Annotated in this window: 16 protein-coding genes; 12 read left to right on the top strand and 4 right to left on the bottom strand. The window is 64.6% G+C overall.

Translation table 11 applies throughout. The features are described from left to right. Positions 1–462: 462 nt before the first annotated feature. Entirely contained in the window at positions 463–969 is a 507-nt protein-coding gene (locus tag ACR4XW_RS00800) for a SigE family RNA polymerase sigma factor (protein ID WP_434758608.1), read from the bottom strand. Between the two features lie 127 nt (positions 970–1,096). Here ACR4XW_RS00800 and ACR4XW_RS00795 point away from each other — a divergent pair, with 127 nt between their 5' ends. Next, the gene (locus ACR4XW_RS00795) at positions 1,097–2,305 is read left to right on the top strand and encodes an AZOBR_p60025 family cell surface glycopolymer formation protein (protein WP_434758607.1); all 1,209 of its coding nucleotides are present in this window, start codon (positions 1,097–1,099) and stop codon (positions 2,303–2,305) included. Between the two features lie 3 nt (positions 2,306–2,308). Here the strand turns inward: ACR4XW_RS00795 and ACR4XW_RS00790 are convergent, their stop codons facing one another. Both ACR4XW_RS00790 and ACR4XW_RS00785 read right to left on the bottom strand, forming a co-directional pair. Then, the gene (locus ACR4XW_RS00790; protein WP_434758606.1) at positions 2,309–2,734 is read right to left on the bottom strand and encodes an ankyrin repeat domain-containing protein; all 426 of its coding nucleotides are present in this window, start codon (positions 2,732–2,734) and stop codon (positions 2,309–2,311) included. An 89-nt stretch (positions 2,735–2,823) separates the two neighbouring features. After that, on the bottom strand, positions 2,824–4,428 hold the full coding sequence (locus ACR4XW_RS00785) for an ABC transporter substrate-binding protein (protein ID WP_434758605.1): 1,605 nt from the start codon (positions 4,426–4,428) through the stop codon (positions 2,824–2,826). Between the two features lie 157 nt (positions 4,429–4,585). Here ACR4XW_RS00785 and ACR4XW_RS00780 point away from each other — a divergent pair, with 157 nt between their 5' ends. The 4 genes from ACR4XW_RS00780 to ACR4XW_RS00765 are packed head-to-tail and all read left to right on the top strand — an operon-like array spanning position 4,586 to position 8,053. Beyond that, complete coding sequence (locus ACR4XW_RS00780; RefSeq protein WP_434758604.1) at positions 4,586–6,202, top strand: ABC transporter substrate-binding protein; 1,617 nt, start codon at positions 4,586–4,588, stop codon at positions 6,200–6,202. A 22-nt stretch (positions 6,203–6,224) separates the two neighbouring features. Next, a complete protein-coding gene (locus tag ACR4XW_RS00775) occupies positions 6,225–6,980 on the top strand; it encodes an SDR family NAD(P)-dependent oxidoreductase (RefSeq protein WP_434758603.1) in 756 nt (251 codons plus the stop codon). Between the two features lie 53 nt (positions 6,981–7,033). Continuing rightward, entirely contained in the window at positions 7,034–7,543 is a 510-nt protein-coding gene (locus ACR4XW_RS00770; protein WP_434758602.1) for a nuclear transport factor 2 family protein, read from the top strand. 12 nt (positions 7,544–7,555) lie between these two features. Continuing rightward, on the top strand, positions 7,556–8,053 hold the full coding sequence (locus tag ACR4XW_RS00765; RefSeq protein ID WP_434758601.1) for a nuclear transport factor 2 family protein: 498 nt from the start codon (positions 7,556–7,558) through the stop codon (positions 8,051–8,053). A 2-nt stretch (positions 8,054–8,055) separates the two neighbouring features. Here the strand turns inward: ACR4XW_RS00765 and ACR4XW_RS00760 are convergent, their stop codons facing one another. After that, the gene (locus ACR4XW_RS00760; RefSeq protein ID WP_434758600.1) at positions 8,056–8,871 is read right to left on the bottom strand and encodes an SMP-30/gluconolactonase/LRE family protein; all 816 of its coding nucleotides are present in this window, start codon (positions 8,869–8,871) and stop codon (positions 8,056–8,058) included. Positions 8,872–8,996: 125 nt separating this feature from the next. Here ACR4XW_RS00760 and ACR4XW_RS00755 point away from each other — a divergent pair, with 125 nt between their 5' ends. Genes ACR4XW_RS00755 through ACR4XW_RS00725 form a run of 7 tightly spaced genes read left to right on the top strand, consistent with a single transcriptional unit; the run spans position 8,997 to position 15,679 of the window. After that, the gene (locus ACR4XW_RS00755; RefSeq protein ID WP_434758599.1) at positions 8,997–10,211 is read left to right on the top strand and encodes an ABC transporter substrate-binding protein; all 1,215 of its coding nucleotides are present in this window, start codon (positions 8,997–8,999) and stop codon (positions 10,209–10,211) included. 7 nt (positions 10,212–10,218) lie between these two features. After that, positions 10,219–11,094: a branched-chain amino acid ABC transporter permease gene (locus tag ACR4XW_RS00750; protein ID WP_434758598.1), complete on the top strand. Its 876-nt coding sequence runs from the start codon at positions 10,219–10,221 to the stop codon at positions 11,092–11,094. After that, on the top strand, positions 11,091–12,077 hold the full coding sequence (locus tag ACR4XW_RS00745) for a branched-chain amino acid ABC transporter permease (protein WP_434758597.1): 987 nt from the start codon (positions 11,091–11,093) through the stop codon (positions 12,075–12,077). The genes ACR4XW_RS00750 and ACR4XW_RS00745 overlap by 4 nt, the downstream gene beginning before the upstream one ends. Next, positions 12,074–12,838, top strand: a complete 765-nt coding sequence (locus ACR4XW_RS00740) for an ABC transporter ATP-binding protein (RefSeq protein ID WP_434758596.1) — start codon at positions 12,074–12,076, stop codon at positions 12,836–12,838. Before ACR4XW_RS00745 ends, ACR4XW_RS00740 begins: the two co-directional genes overlap by 4 nt. Then, complete coding sequence (locus ACR4XW_RS00735; protein ID WP_434758595.1) at positions 12,838–13,638, top strand: ABC transporter ATP-binding protein; 801 nt, start codon at positions 12,838–12,840, stop codon at positions 13,636–13,638. Before ACR4XW_RS00740 ends, ACR4XW_RS00735 begins: the two co-directional genes overlap by 1 nt. Continuing rightward, entirely contained in the window at positions 13,635–15,281 is a 1,647-nt protein-coding gene (locus ACR4XW_RS00730) for a class I adenylate-forming enzyme family protein (protein WP_434758594.1), read from the top strand. Before ACR4XW_RS00735 ends, ACR4XW_RS00730 begins: the two co-directional genes overlap by 4 nt. Beyond that, on the top strand, positions 15,278–15,679 hold the full coding sequence (locus tag ACR4XW_RS00725) for an acyl-CoA thioesterase (protein WP_434758593.1): 402 nt from the start codon (positions 15,278–15,280) through the stop codon (positions 15,677–15,679). The genes ACR4XW_RS00730 and ACR4XW_RS00725 overlap by 4 nt, the downstream gene beginning before the upstream one ends. Positions 15,680–15,698 lie beyond the last annotated feature (19 nt).

Here is a 15,698-nt window from a genome sequence, read left to right as displayed (position 1 = left end):
AGGTGGAGCAAATCACCAGAGCATTGGAGCGGGGCAGAGGTGTCGGACGCATAGTGCAGTTGCCATAGCAGGCCGACGTTGATGCCACCCGTTGGGAGGTGTCCCGCTATACGTGTGTGGTCGGGGGAGTATCGGGATTCCGGGCCGGTGGAGAAACCCCAGCGGTCCACCCACGTGGATAAGGATCGTGGGTCATAAGGGTTGGATGGGGTGTCGGCGTCGGGATGATGTGTTGGCGCTGGGGTTTGCGTCCCCGTCGGCGATGTCGGCTGGGTAGCGATTTCGGTACCCGATGGTCGGGTGACGATCCACACAGTCGACAGAAGCAGCACGACCGGAAGGGTGACCAAGACCGCTGAGGCGGTGCGACGCCTCGTCCGGAGATGACGTGCTCGGGCGGTCACTTTGACAGGATCGATTGCCTCGGGATGGCCGGCCGCTTCGCTGAGCTTCTTGTGCAGATCAGTCATCGGCTTCCTCCTCGATGTCGAGTGTTAGGTGGGTCGAACGGCGCATCTTGGTCAGAGCGCGATTGGCTGTGCTCTTCACGGTGCCGACCGCGACGTTCAAGATGTCGGCGATTTCTTTCTCGGAAGCGCCTTCGAAGTAACGCAGGACGATGACTGCTCGCTCGCGACGGGTCAGTTCGCGCAAGGAACGATAGACGCTGTCACGGGTGGCGAGGTCGCTCACGAAGTCGGTCCTCGCGGGATGGTCCTCTATGTAGTCACGGGGGTGCTCTCGCCACCAACCTCCGCGCCACCAGTCGGTGTTGCGGTTGATAACGATGCGCCGGACATAGGCATATGGTTCTTCATCTCGGATCCGGTCCCATTTGAGATAGGCGCGCGCATATGCGTCCTGCACCAGATCTTCTGCCCGGTCGACCGATCCGCACAGCAGTCGGGCAGCTCCCAGTAGACGACCAGACGTGGCACGCACGAAGTCATCGAAGTCAGTCGTTTCCACCACCTCTGTCCTCTGGGTTGACAGTCGTGCCCGTGCTCTACCCACGCCTTCATGAACGCGAGTTCTGGCCGAGAGGTTCTGTCTGCAGGGGCAGAACCTTTGGCAATCAACTCACGTAAGTGCCGGTATGGACATGATGCCTTGGCCAGTACTCCGCCGGCCGACAAAACCTGAAGTCGTTGCTCTTTGGTGCGGTCTGTCGGCGTTTCTCGCTGCACTCATTACCCAGTGGGCGGCCAAGCGCCCGGCATTCCATCCGAGTCTTCTGCTCAATGTGTCGGAGGCTTCTCCAATGGCCGAGTACATCCGTGCGATCGACCCGGGGTTTCATTTCGTTTCGTCCACAGAGCACTATGACGGCGTCTACTTCTACGCGATGGCCCTGGATCCCTTCGCAATGGGACAGGCTCACACCCTCATTGATCTCGCCGCCTACCGGTATGGACATCCGCTGTACTCGTGGGTGGCTGCAGTGATGAGCGCGGGGCAAGTTTCGTTATTGCCCTGGGTGTTCTGGCTAATGAGCTTGGGGTCGATGTTCGCGGCGGGGTTCTTCGCGTCCCGGCTCGTTGCCCGCCTGGGTGGTTCACCGTGGTGGGGCCTGGCCGTCGCGATGAGTCCCGGCCTGTTGTACAGCAGTTCCACGGCTCTCACCGAACCCGCGCAGGTGGCCCTGACCTGTGCCGTCCTGCTGTGGTTGACCCGACCGCGATCGAACCCGGCGGTGCTGGCCATCATGGTGGTGGCTCTGTGTCTGCTCAAGGAGCAGTTGGTGCTCGTGCCGGTAGCCCTGGCCATCGCCGAGGGGGTGGCAGTGGTCGGGCGGCGTCGACTACACCCAGGTCGCCTGCTCGCGTTTCTTGCCGGGCCACTGGCATTGGGTGCCTGGCTGTACTTCGTCCGCAACCGCTTCGACGCCGCCGCCAAGACGTACGACGAGGGCAACATCGACCTGCCGTTGCGGGGTTGGTTCCAGATCTTCGACTACGCAGCAGCCCTCCGGGAGCGAGACTTCTTCAGCTCTCAGATCGGCACCACGGTCGTGCCCGGCATCATCGCAATCGCCGTTGTTCTGACGGTCGCGAGCGTCATCGCCGTCCGACGGCGCGACGCCCTGTCGTGGGTGGTTCTGCTGCAAGCGGCCGTGGTGACCTGTCTCGGTTGGCGCACCCTGATGTATCCGCACGAGATGTTCCGCATCCCGGCAGTTGCCCTCGTGCTGGCCGTGTTGCTGATCGGTGTGGCGGCCACGCGCCCGGTCAAGGCGCTTTCGCCGGACACCACGGACGCACAAGCTCTGCGCCCTGGGACTGTTTCGTCCGGAGGGACGGGGTAGCCGTCAGTTGTGCAGCAGGGCACTGGGTGCCACGCCGGAGTTGTTCTCCTTACCGGCATCCGCGCCCCGGGCGAGCAGCAGATTCGCCGTCGCGCTGTTCTGCTCCGGGGAGTTCATCGCCGCCCGCCACAGCGGGGTGTTGCCCCAGGCATCGGTCGGGTCGATCTCGGCGCCGTGGTCCAACAGCAGTTCGGCCACCTCGGGGAAGTCGTGGATCGCCGCCATGTGCAGAGCCGTCATGCCCTGGTTGTCAGTGGCGGAAAGGTCGTAGTTCTTGCCGATCAGGTACGACACCAGTTCGAGGTTGTTCTTGGCAACGGCCGACATCAGAAATGTTCTGCCATCGCGGTCGACGGCATCGACGCCGTATTCGGCGATGAACGCATCCAGAGCCTGCTTGTCGTCCGGATTGACAAGCAGTCGAATCATTCGTCTTTCGTCCATCGTTGCCATGAAAGCTCGCTCTTCCGCCGTCGCCGTTGTTTCGGCCATCCTAGGGGGCGGCGTGGCAACACGTCCTACTTCTGGGTGACGACCGCCTTGTCCAAGTGGACGGTGTAGGCGCCCGCAGGTTCGATGCCGGTGACGTTCTCATTCCAAGCGACCGTGGTGGCCATCGTGGCGAGCATCGCGACCGGCGGATCCTCGTCCAGGGCCGTTTGGATGTTGGTCAGGGCCTTGCGCTTGTCGTCGGTGGTCTTGGCGCCGCGCATCTCGATCGCCGCCTTGTCGAAGTCCGGGTTGTCGTACCCGGTGACATTGGTGGCCGAGGTGGAGCCGTAGTTGTTCCAGGCCACCGAGCCGATGTCGGTATCGGGCATCGCCTGACTGGTCAGGCCGACCTCGAACTCCCGCTGTACCCAAATCTGTTGCACCTTGTCGCGGCGGAAGTCGGTTTTGGTCGTGAACCCCACTGCGTTGAACTGCGCCTCCAGCACCTGGCAGACATCGCGCTCCTGCGCCGTCTGGTCGCACATCAAGTCGATGTTGCCGTCGAAGCCGTCGGCCTTGGCTTCTTCAACCAGCTTCTTGGCCCCCTCGGGGTCGTATTCCAAGGTGGTGTTCTTGCCGAACAGGGCTGCGCCCTCCGGGACGTAGTTCTTGCTCGGGATCGCGGTGCCCTCGTAGGCCCGGTCGTTGATCACCTTCGGATCGATTGCCATCACCAGAGCCTTGCGCAGGCGCGGATCGGCGGTGGCACGGCCTTCCCGAGTGCTCATGAACATGATCTGGGCCATCGACGTCGGCTCGATGAAGCCGCGCGACTCGTTCAAGAGTCGGTTGGAGATGATCGCCTCGCGGGTGAACATCGCATCGATCGACCCTGAAGCCAGGCTGTCGGCGGTCGTTTCGCCCGAGCCCAGGTAGACGAAGCGCAGGGTGTTTGTCTTGGGTTCCCCACCCCAATAGTCGGGGTTGGCGGTCAGGACGAGATCCTCACCCGGCGCCCACCGCTCCAACAGGTAGGGCCCGGCCCCGACGGGTTTGTTGCCGAACCCCTCCTTACCCAGCTTCTGCACCGCGGTGGGCGACACGATGGCTCCCGGCATGTTGGTCAGATCGCCCAGAATGCCGTAGTTCGGCTGCTCGAAGCTCAATCGAACCGTGTGCTCGTCCACGGCTTCCATCTTCGAGGCCAGGCCGATCGCCGCACCGAACCGCGATGGGGTCTCGATGTGACGTTTCAGGCTGAAGATCACCGCTTCGGCATTGAACGGGGTGCCGTCGCTGAACTTCACGCCCTTGCGGAGGTTCAGGGTGAGTTCGGTGCCGTCGTCGTTGTAGCTGTACGACTCGGCCAGTCGGGGACCGTATTCGAGGGTCTCGGCGTTATAGGTCAACAACGTGTCGTAGATGGCGTTCAACTCGTTGCCACCCGAGGTGCCGGTGCCCTGAGCGACCACCGGATCCAGCGCAGCCGGTTCCTGGAAGGCCCCGAAGTTCAGCGTGTCCTTGGGAGTGCCGCTCGGCTCCTTCTGGACGTCACCGAAGTAGTGCGCCAGCTCGTCGGCCTTCTTCCCCGAGGTCGGTTCACCAGCCGGATCATCGGGCGTTCGAGCACCACAGGCGGACAACAGGACCAAACCGGCCACTGCCAACGAAGCGAGGAGTTTCTTGCGCATAGCGGATTCCTTCCGGGATGTCGCCGATGTTGGCAGTTGCGAGCTCGGGGACGGGGCAACCTCCCGTTGAGTAAGAGCCCCTCTGGGACAATGTGTTTGCTGGCCAGTCCATCGGCACTAGCCTCACCGCAAGGCTTTTCTCCGCGGGAGGTTTTCGATGCGGTACGGACTCTCCAAAGTGGGGATGGGATTCATCGCGGCCGCGCTGTTGCTGGCCGGTTGCGCCACCGGCGGCGACCGTCAGGCCGGCGACCCGGGGTCGGACACCGCCCGATCGGACGGCGGATTCGAGTTCAAGGACGGCCCGATCTGTACCGATGAGGCGCCCGGCGACCCGGTCGCGGGTGGCACGCTGACCCTGGCGATGCTCACCGAACCACCGGCGATCGACCCGGCCGTGACCCGCCCGCCGGCCGCTACCGGTGGCGTCGAGGTGCTTGCGGTGTTCGAACCCCTCCTGCGTTACGACCCTGCCGCCAAGAAATACGTGCCGCAGTTGGCCGAGGCGGTCGAGGCCAACGACGACTTCTCGCAGTACACCGTCACCCTTCGCGAGGACGCGACCTTCAGCGATGGCTCACCGGTCGATGCCGAAGCCGTCAAGTGGAGCATGGAACGGTACGCCAAGACACCCACTGCTCCCGACGGTGCACTGTGGAACTCTTCGGTCTCGGCGGTCGAGGTCACCGATGAGCGCACCGTACAGATCACCCTGGCCAAGCCCTGGTCGACCTTCGAGGTGATGCTCTCCCTCGGGCCGGGGATGATCGTCGCTCCCTCCTCCGGTGCGGGCGAAGCGTTCACGCCGATCGGGGCGGGCCCGTTCGTGCTGGACAAGCACGTCCCGCGCGAGAGCATCACGATGAGCGCCAACGAGAAGTACTGGGCCGGCAAACCCCACCTGGAGGGGGTGCGCTTCATCTACCTCGGTTCGGCGCAAACCAATATCGAAACCCTGCAGTCCGGCGGTGCCCAGGTGGCGATGCTGCGAAGCCCCAACCAGGTGCAGGACCTCTTCGCCGAGGACGAATACTGCGGCTCGATGGCCATGATCGGTGGCGGGGCGGTGCTCCAGATCAACGCCGATGAGGGCCGGCCCGGCTCCGACCCACGGGTGCGAAAGGCGCTGCAGCTGGCCATCGACCCGAAGGTCGTCTACGAGCGCGCCTTCGACGGCAAGGGCATCCACAGTTCCAGCCTGTTCCCCGAGTACTCGCAATGGCACACCGAACAACAGGGGCTCGAACCCGATCCCGAAGAGGCCAAGCGACTGATCGAGGAGGCCAAGGCCGACGGCTTCGACGGCACCGTCAAGTACCTGGGCACCAGTTCGGGTCAGGATGTGGCACTGGCGGTGCAGGCCCAATGGGAAGCGGTCGGGCTCACCGTCGAGGTCGACCTGCTGCGCAGCGTGCCCGAGCAGGTGGAACGCATCTTCAAGAAGGACTACGACACCGTCTACTGGGCCGTCGGGATAATGGAATCGGATGTCTACGGCCGACTCAGTGCGGCCCTGCACAGTGACGGCAACCAGTTGTTCGGCACCGCAACAACACCCGAACGCGACGCTCTGATCGACAAGTTCCGCTCCGCACCGGACGCCGAGAGTCAGCAGCGGATCCTCAACGAGTTGCAGCAGAGCATCAACGACGACGTCCCCTTCGTCAGCCTGGGTGCCATGTCGGACGTGTTGGCCTGGCCCAAGAACGTCCACGGCATCGAACCGGCCGGATACGGCACCGTGTTGTTGGGGCGGGCGTGGATAGCACCGTGAGCGCGACCGAAGGAGAAACTGCATGACCGACCTGAACTTCACCGCCGGTGATCGGATCGTCGTCACCGGCGCCGCCAGTGGCATCGGACGGTGCGTCGCAACGCGTGCCGCCGAACTCGGCCTGGAGGTCGAGGCCTGGGACCTGAACCTCGATGGGGCCGAGGCGGTGGCCGAGGAAATCAACAACTCCGGGGGTCGCGCGCTGGCCCGGGGCGTCGACGTGGGTGACTACGAGGCCATCGAACAGGCGATGCAGGCCGCCCATGCCGAGGGCAGGGTGCGTTACCTGGTGAACAACGCCGGCCCGCCGTCCTACCTCGACCTGTCCTTCGACGAGGGTGTTCGGCTGGTGCTCGGCTCGATCCGCGCTGCCACCGATGCCTGGCTGGCCGGCGAACCCGGCGGCAGCACCGAACCGGGTGTCGTGGGCGCGGCCATGTGCGCCACCGCCTCGGTCGCCGGCACCCAGGTCGGCACCGGATCGAACTGGTACTCGGCGGCCAAGGCCGGTATCGCCGGGTACATCCGCCACCTGTCGGCCTACCGCAGTACCGAGGCCCGCTTCAACGCGGTGGCGCCCGGCATGGTGGGCACCCCGCGACTGGCCGGCTTCACCGCCAGCGACCTTGGTCAGGACATCCTGGATCGCATTCCGTTGGGCCGGGTCGCCGAACCCGACGAGATCGCCTGGGCGGTGCTGTTCAGCCTGTCGCCGTTGGCGACCTACCTCAACGGCCAGTTGCTGGTGATCGACGGAGGCTGGTCGATCACCCAGTAGCCCGGCAGTTCTCACCGCGCCAGAGGTTCCCACCCAGCAAGGAGATAACACCCATGAACGACGCGACCCCGTCCCTGGAAGCACGGATCGCCCGACTCGAAGCCATCCGGGATATCGAGGAACTCAAGCACCGGTACCTGCGGGCGGTCGACGCCAGGAACTTCGACGAGTTCCGGGAGTGCTTCGTCACCGAGGGCGCCAGCCTGGGCTACGGCCCGATGGGCCACTTCAACTCGGTGGACGAACTGCTGCAGGTGTTCAACGCCTACTTCCTGAGCAAGGACGACGACGGCAACCACATCGTTTACGACATGCACCACGCGGTGCACCCCGATATCGAGATCATCTCCGACACCGAAGCCACCGGCCGTTGGACGCTGCGCTTCCGCGAGGTCAATACCCGTGACCGGGTGGAGGTGATCAACTGCGGCACCTACACCGACCGCTACGTCAAGGTCGACGGCCGCTGGCGGATCCAGGAACAGGAGTTCTCGATCCTGTGGATGTTCAGCCAACCCCTGTCCGACGATGCCACCGTGATTCCGTACGGCTTCGATTCCTGAGCGGAGATACCCATGACCGAACAGTTGGAAAAGCAGATCGCCGCCCTCGAAGCGCGGCACGAGATCGAACAGTTGAAGTACCGCTATCTGCGGGCCTGTGACGCCAAGGACCCGCAAGCCTTCCGCGACTGCTTCGTGCCCGAGGGTGCCGACCTGGACTACGGCCCACTGGGCAAGTTCGACACCGTGGACGACCTGGTGGCGATCTACGAGCGGATCGCCCTGGCCAAGGGGGAGGACGGCTACTTCATCCTCGACATGCACCACGCCATGCACCCCAGCATCGACATCATCTCCGAGACCGAAGCAGTGGGGCAGTGGACGTTGCGGTTCCGTCAGGTGAACCTGCACGACCGCACCGAACGACTCACCTGCGGCAACTACGACGACAGCTACGTCAAGGTCGACGGGCAATGGCGCATCCGCAAGCACCACTTCCACGCGCTGTGGTCGGTGGCCCGTCCACTGCCCGAAGGTGCGAGCGTGATGCAGCTCGGCTGGGGCGAGTGAGGCTACTTCCGAAAAGCCAGGATTCTGCCCGACCTACTGGACAGGCACACCTCCGGAACCCAATCGTCGGAGACGCAGACGAAGACCGTGTCGTCGTTCGCCGCCACGGCGAAAGGCATCTGATCAACGGGGTGGGCGGCGTCGAGCAGCCCGTCCGGAGTGACCTGCAGGATTTCTTGACTGAACGGTGACGCCACCCAGAGGAACTCACCGTCGAAGGCCATCCCGTCGGGCATCCGGTCGGGACGGTCGAACTCGACCAGGACGCGACGCTCGCTCAGTTCATCACCGGAGCGCCGGAAGGACGTGACCCGGGGCGGCGTGCTGCGGGTTTCGGCCACGAGCAGGGTGTCCGGCAGGGCGACGATGCCGTTGGCGAAATACATGTCTTCGGCGGCCACGCTCGCTCGCCCGTCCGGGTCGATGACGACCAAGTTCGCCGGGTGGCAGGGCGTCGGGGGAGCTGTGTCGTCCCCGAAGTTGCCCACGAAGACGTGATCGGTCTCGGTGACGGTCAGATCGTTGACGTGCCAGGACGCGAGATCACTCAGATCCGCCCATTCCCGCAGCGTTTCCTCGGCGACGCTCCACCGCAGCACTTTGCGGGTGTGCATGGCGGCCACGGCAAGGTCCCCATTGCTGAAGAAGCCCAGTCCGGAACAGGCATCTGGCATCTCGAGTGTCACCTCGGGCGTGCCGTCGGCGCGCACTGCTCGCACACATTGTGCGTGCATGTCGGAGAACCACAGCAGTCCCTGGTGCCAACGGGGCCCCTCGGGCAGGGTCAGGCCGGACACGATGACTTCCGGGTTACGCACAGCAGCTCCATCTTTCGGCGGAAATCGAATTCCTTACAGATGGTACTGGCCCTTGCCGCGCTGCTCGGGGGCACTTACGTTCAGGTTCGAACCTGCCCGGGCAGGTGAACCGAGAGGGAAGAAACATGCGCAAAGGTGCTGTGATCGCGGCCAGTCTGGCCGCGTTGGTATTGGCCTCGTGTGGCGGTGGTGGCAACACCGAACCGGAGAAGGGCGAGACGCCCGAGTTGAAGGGTGATCCGATCGTATTCGGCATCAACGAGGACAGCACCGGACCCGGTTCTTCCTACAGTCCGATCGCCGGCCGGACGGTCCGCGACGCCGTGGACGAGATCAACGAGAACGGCGGCATTCTCGGTCGACCGGTGAAGGTCATCGTCGGCAATGACGAATCCGACCCGACCAAGACCCCCACGGTGATCCGTAAGCTGCTCGACGACGGTGCCGATGTGTTGTTCACCCTCACCGGCACTGCTGCGCTCGTCCAGGCCAAGCCGGTGGTGGAACAGGACAAGGTGATCACCATCGCCTCGATCGCCACGGCGCAGACCGTGGTCGAACCGCCGGACAACACCTACATGTACGCTCTGGCCAACTCGACCGCAGACTGGGCCAAGGCCTACTGCGGCGCCTTCGAAGCCAAGGGCTTCTCGAAGGTCGCCTTGCTCTCGGACAGCACCCCGACCATCGAGGGCCTCAACGAGATGATCATCAAGGGTATGGAGGCCGAGTGTGGTGTCGACATCGTGGCCTACGAGAAGGCACCGATGGATGCTTCCGACGTGTCGGCCCAAGTTGCCCGCGCCAAGAATGCCAACCCCGATGTCATCATCGTCACCAGCGTCGGCGGCAATATCGAGGTTCTGTTCCACAACACCGCCGCCCAGCAGATGCCCGATGTGATGCGCTTCTCGCTGGCCTCACTGGGTAACCAGCCCGAAGTCTGGAAGACAGCAAACCCCGGCGCCCTCGAGGGTGTCGTGTTCATGGGTTCGCTGGACATGACCAAGGAATCGACCCTGGAACTGCAGGACAAACTCCGCAAGCGCCGCGGCGAGCCCGACTACCGGCTGACCGCCTTCGACGCCCAAGCCTACGACTCGGTCTACCTGCTGAAGGCTGCCATTGAGGAAGCCGGCACCACCGACAGTGCCGAACTGAAGAAGGCTCTCGACAAGATCGAGAAGCAGCCCGGACACTACGGTCAGAAGGACATGACCATCACCTGGTCGGCCGACAAGAAGCTCGGCACCGACGGGTTGTGCGGCTTGGTGTTGACCGAGTTCGGTGCCAACAACGAGCCCTCGGGTCCGTGGCCGGACTACCAGCCCGAGTGCTGATTCGCTGATGACCGATCCACAACTGTGGCTGTCGGCACTGGAGATCGGGTGCTTCTTCGGGCTGCTGGCTCTGTCGTACTACCTGATCCTGATCGGTTCCGGCTTCTTCAACTTCGCCCTCGGCCCGTACGCCATGGTGGGTGGCCTCAGCGCCTCCTGGTTCATCGTGAACCTCGGCTGGCCTCCCATCCTGGCGGCACTGGTCGGCGTGCTCCTGGTCGTGGCCGTTTCGGCCGTCACCGAACTGGTGGTCGTGCGCCCCGTCCAGAAGAAGTCCGGACGCGGGGAGCTGCCAGCCCTGGTGGCTGTTGCTGCGGTGCTCTTCGCGGTCCAACAGGCAGCAGGTGTGGCCTTCGGCCGGGTGCCGCTGCCCGGGGTGCGTCTGGTCGAGGGGTCGCCCATCGAACTGGGAGATGTCTACCTGTTCCCGACCTCGGCGTTGCTGATCGGGGTGACCTTGGTGGCCTTCATCGGTGTCGGGCTGTGGATGTCGAAGTCCACCACGGGACGGTTGCTGCGGGCGGTCGGCGATAACGGTGACGCCGCCCGGATCCTGGGCCTGCCCGTGTCGCGGGTGCGGCTGGTGTCGTTCATGCTCGGTGGCCTGTTGGCAGGGGTCGCCGGAGTTCTGTTCTCCAGTAAGTCGGGCATTTCCTTCCAAGCCGGGCTGGGCTGGACGCTGACAGGCTTCCTCGCCCTGGTGATCGGCGGCACCGGACGGATCTATGCACCTCTGATCGGGGGGCTGATCTTGGGCATCGTCCAAGTATTCACCCCCTTCTACTTCGCCACTCTGGGGCCGCAGACGATGATCTTGTTTCTCGGTGTGATCTTCTTCGCCTTCAAACCCGAGGGCATCTTCGTGCGAAAGGTCCGGGCATGAGCACACCGACGACGACCTACAAGTTCTCCCGGGCCGGCGACAGGTGGCCACCGCTGGTGGCGGCTGCCGCACTGTTGCTGGTCTTCCTGTGGACCGGAGGGATGGCCTCACGCCACGACATGATCGTGCTGACCTGCACCTATGCGCTGATCGCCTTGGGTATGTACATCCCCTTCGTGATGGCCGGCACGATGTCGATGGCCTACAACGCCTATGCCGCACTCGGCGCCTACGGGGTGGCCCTGATCGCCGCGCACACCGGGTTGCCGATTTGGGTGGGGTGGCTGCTGGGAATCATCGCCGCGGTGATCATCGCGGTGGTGCTTTCGCTGGCCACCCGTCGACTTTCGGGATTCTTTCTCGCCGCGGTGACCCTGCTGTTCGGCACCGCCTTCGAATACTGGGCCGGCGTCTCCAAATGGAGCGGTGGTGCCGGAGGGATCGGCAACATTCCGCGGGTCAGCTTCTTCGGCTGGGAACCCAGCCGTGCGGTGCAGGTGGTGATGGCCCTGGTGCTGGTCTGGCTGGTGACCGTGCTCGTCGAGCGGATGCGGCGCAGCCCCTTCGGGGCCACCGTGCGAGCGATGCATGAGAAACGGCTATCGGTGGACACCGGTGGAGTGAAAACCAGCACTCTGGTGACGGTGTGCCTCGGGGTGGGCGCGGGCATCGCCTCCCTGGGCGGCTCCCTGTTTGCCACCTTCGTGCGCGGAATCACCCCGGAAACTTTTACTCTGCATGTAGTTTTCCTGGCCATCTTCATGCCCCTGATCGGCGGACGGCTCAGCGCTTGGGGCGCAGTCCTCGGCGCATTCCTGGTGGTGCAGTTGACGCTGAACTTCCCTTGGGCGGCCAGCGGCCAGTTGATCCTGGCGATCGCGGTGCTGGTGGTCATGCTCGCCGCCCCCGGCGGGGTGCTGGGCTGGATCGATAGTGCTTGGCGGTTCGTGCGCCGGATGATCAGCAAGGAGCGGTCGGCATGAGCGAACTGTTGTTGTCGGGCCGGGGCCTGAACAAGTCCTACGGTGGAGTCATCGCGGTCAAGGACGTCTCCATCGAAGTACATGCCGGTGAAGTGCTCGGCCTGGTCGGCCCCAACGGAGCCGGAAAAACAACGTTGGTCGACCTCATCACCGGGGCGCAGGTCGCCAACTCCGGTGAACTGCGACTGCGTGACGAGAAGCTCGCCGGACCGGCATCGCGCCGGGCCCGGATGGGCCTGGCACGGACCTTCCAACATCCGCAACTCCCGCCCGACCTGCGGATCATCGAGGTTCTGGCGACCGGGGTAACAGCCAAACGGTTGGGCTCCCTGCCGGCCATCGTGGCTCGGCTGTTCACCAGCATGATCACCGGCCCCGATGGCGATTACGACACCGCCGCGGCCGTCGGCACCGAACTGGGCATCACCGATCTGGACCGGATGTGCGGTGATCTGACCCTGGGCGAACAACGCTTGGTCGAGGTGGGTCGGGCGCTGGCCCAGGAACCAATCGTGATGTTGCTCGACGAGCCCTTCGCCGGCGCCGACCCCACTGGTATCGCCGGCATCGTTGACGCGATCCGCCAGGTGCAGGAACGGGGCTTCGGAGTGATCCTGGTGGACCACAATGTCGATCTGCTTGCCGGCCTTGTCGATCGAGTGATGCTGATGGATCGCGGTGCGGTGGTCTTCGACGGTGACCCGGAAGAATGCCTGGCCAGCGACACGATGAAGCAGGTCTACTTCGGGACGGCGGACTGATGAGCCACGAACTGATGGTCAATGATCTCTCGGTGCGTTATGGCAACGCGATTGCCGTTGACGGGTTGAATCTCAGAGTCGACTCCCAGCAGATGACAGGGTTGGTCGGGCCGAATGGCGCCGGCAAGTCGAGCGCGCTGCTCGCGATCTACGGATCCATCGCCACCAATGCCACGGTGACGCTCGACGGCGACGACGTGGCGCGCATGTCGCCGCGCGATCGGGCCCGCCGGATCGCCTTGGTGCCACAGGGACGGCAGTTGTTCCCGAAGATGACCGTGCGCGAAAACCTGCGGGTGATGTCCGAGTTCTTGAAGTTGCCGACCAACGCGGTGGGTGAGGCGATGGATCGGTTCCCGATCCTGCACGACCGCGCGAACGCCTACGCCGGCGTGCTGTCGGGTGGTGAGCAGCAGATGTTGGTGGTCACCCGTGCATTGATGGCCAACCCGCAGGTGCTGTTGCTCGATGAGATGATGACCGGCCTGGCGCCACGCATCGTCCAGGAATTGTCGGCGACCGTCCGCGAACTTGCGGACTCCGGGGTCGCGGTACTGACTGCCGATCCGTCGATCACGCCCGTGCGGCGCATCATCGACCGTGGGTATGTGCTGTTACGTGGACGCGTGGTGAGCGAGGCGGACAATCTGACCGACCTGGACCGGCAGTACCAAAGAGCGATGGGCATCATTCACCGTGAGGTGGAGGACGCCGAAGCGATCGTGGACCAGGCGATCGCCAGCGATCGTCCGGTGGACTACGAGGCAATCAGCGAACACGAGACGCAGGAACCCAGATGAGCGAAGGGCCGGCACGCGGCCTGGGTGAGAACCTCACGGTGCACCCGAGCCTGATCGAACGCTACGAGGCCGAAGGGTGGTGGATCAGCGACTCCTGCGGTGAACTGCTGGCCCACTGGGCCGAGCGGAAACCCGACGAGATCGCGATCGTCGACGATCAGGGTCGGCACACCTGGTCGGACTACCACCGGGCGGCCGACGACCTGGCCCGCACCCTGGCAGGACTCGGCATCGACGCCGAAGCCTCAGCCGCGGTGTGGTTGGACGATTCCTTCGAGTTTCATGTGGCTCTGGTGGCCGCCGAACGTGCCCGCGTCGTGGCCCTGGGGGTGGGCGCCCGGGCCCGGGTCGAGGAACTGGCGCACCTGATGCGCGGCGCCGGGGCACAGGCCCTGATCACCACTGCCGACCATCGCGGTCAGGACACCCGCTCGATCGCCGAACAACTTCGGGAACGCGGGGTCGATCTGCGTTACCTGCTGCTGATGGGCGAAGAGTTCGAGGTGGTGTGCCTGAACGGCGCACCGGCGCCGACCCCACGCGAGCCGGGGGAGGGATTCGGCCCGAACGACTTCTCGCTGCTGAACTCCACCTCGGGCACCACCGGGTTGCCGAAGCGGGTCGCACACACCGCGAACCAGTGGTTCGCCTTCGCGGTGATGGCACAACAGTCGGCCGGCCTGGGTGACGACGAGGTCTTCGGCGGCTTCGTCCCCGGCCCCTTCGGCTTCGGCCTGTGGACCTCCCACTACGCGCCGCTGTACCTGGGCGCGCGCACCGTGCTGACGGCCCGGTTCACCGCGACCAAGGCACTCGAACTGATCGAGCGCGAGCAGATCACCTTCATCGCCTGTGTCAGCACCCAGTTCAAGATGATGCTCAACGACCCGGCGATCGGTTCGACCGACTTCAGTTCCCTGCGCGTGATGTACTCCGGCGGTGAAGCCGTACCGGCCGCCAAGGCGCGTGAGTTCGAGGAGTACACCGACTCGGTCGTGCTGCAGTTCTTCGGCTCCAACGAGATCGGCGCGGCCAGCATGACCACCCCCGACATGACCGCCGAGCAGCGGCTGGCCACCGCCGGACGTCTGATCGAGTGCATGGACGTCGCGGTCTACGACGAGGCCGGGCAGATCATCACCGACCCGCTCACCCCCGGCCAGCCGGCCGCCCGCGGGCCACTGAACTCGCTGGGGTATCACGGCGACGAGGCAGCCAACGACCAGTTGTACAGCCCGCACGGCCGAATGCTGATGGCCGACCTGGTCACCGTCGATACCGACGGCTTCCTCCGGGTGGTCGGCCGCAAAACCGACATCATCATCCGCGGCGGTAAGAATATCTCCGCCCTGGAAGTGGAGGCGGCGGTCGAATCCCATCCCCGGGTGGGGTTGGCCGCGGTGGTGCCGGTGCCGGACGAGCTGTTCGGCGAGAAGGTCTGCGCGGTGGTGGAGACCCACGACGGGGCAGAACTGACCCTGGCCGAACTGACCGAGCACCTGGCCGGCAGCGGCCTGGGCCGGGAATCGTGGCCGGAGTACGTGGTCACCCACGGCGACCTACCGCGCTCCTCGGGCGGCAAACTCGCCAAACGGGAGGTTCGGTCGATCGCCCTCGGCGCGCTGGCAATGGATCAGACATGAGCGAACTGCTGCGGCGCCGGCACCTGGTGACCTATGCCGACACCGACCCGGCCGGGGTGATCTACTACGCATCCTGGGTGCCGTTCCTGGAACGGCTGCACACCGCCTGGCTGCTGAGCAACGGATTCCGCGACCCCGAATACGAGTCCCGCTTCGGGGTGCGCTCGGCCTGCCGCGCGATCACCGTCGATTATCTGCGTCCGGTGCATCTGTTCGACCAACTCGACCTGGTGCTGCGCGTCGACCACATCGGCACCACCTCCTACCGGATACGGCTCGACTACGAACTGGACGGTGAACTGACCGGCTACGCGACGATGACCGTCGCCTTCTTCGCCGAACAGAAGGCCCCGATTCCCGACGAGATCCGCGAGGCGTTGATCCGGCACCAGGGGTGATCAGCCGGCGTCACAGGGG

Origin of the sequence: Pseudenemella bisphenolivorans (assembly GCF_051133435.1) — a bacterium.
Taxonomy (GTDB): Bacteria; Actinomycetota; Actinomycetes; order Propionibacteriales; family Propionibacteriaceae; genus JAAYAO01.
The sequence above is the reverse complement of the archived record's forward strand: the minus strand, read 5'-3'. Positions and strand labels throughout refer to the sequence as shown.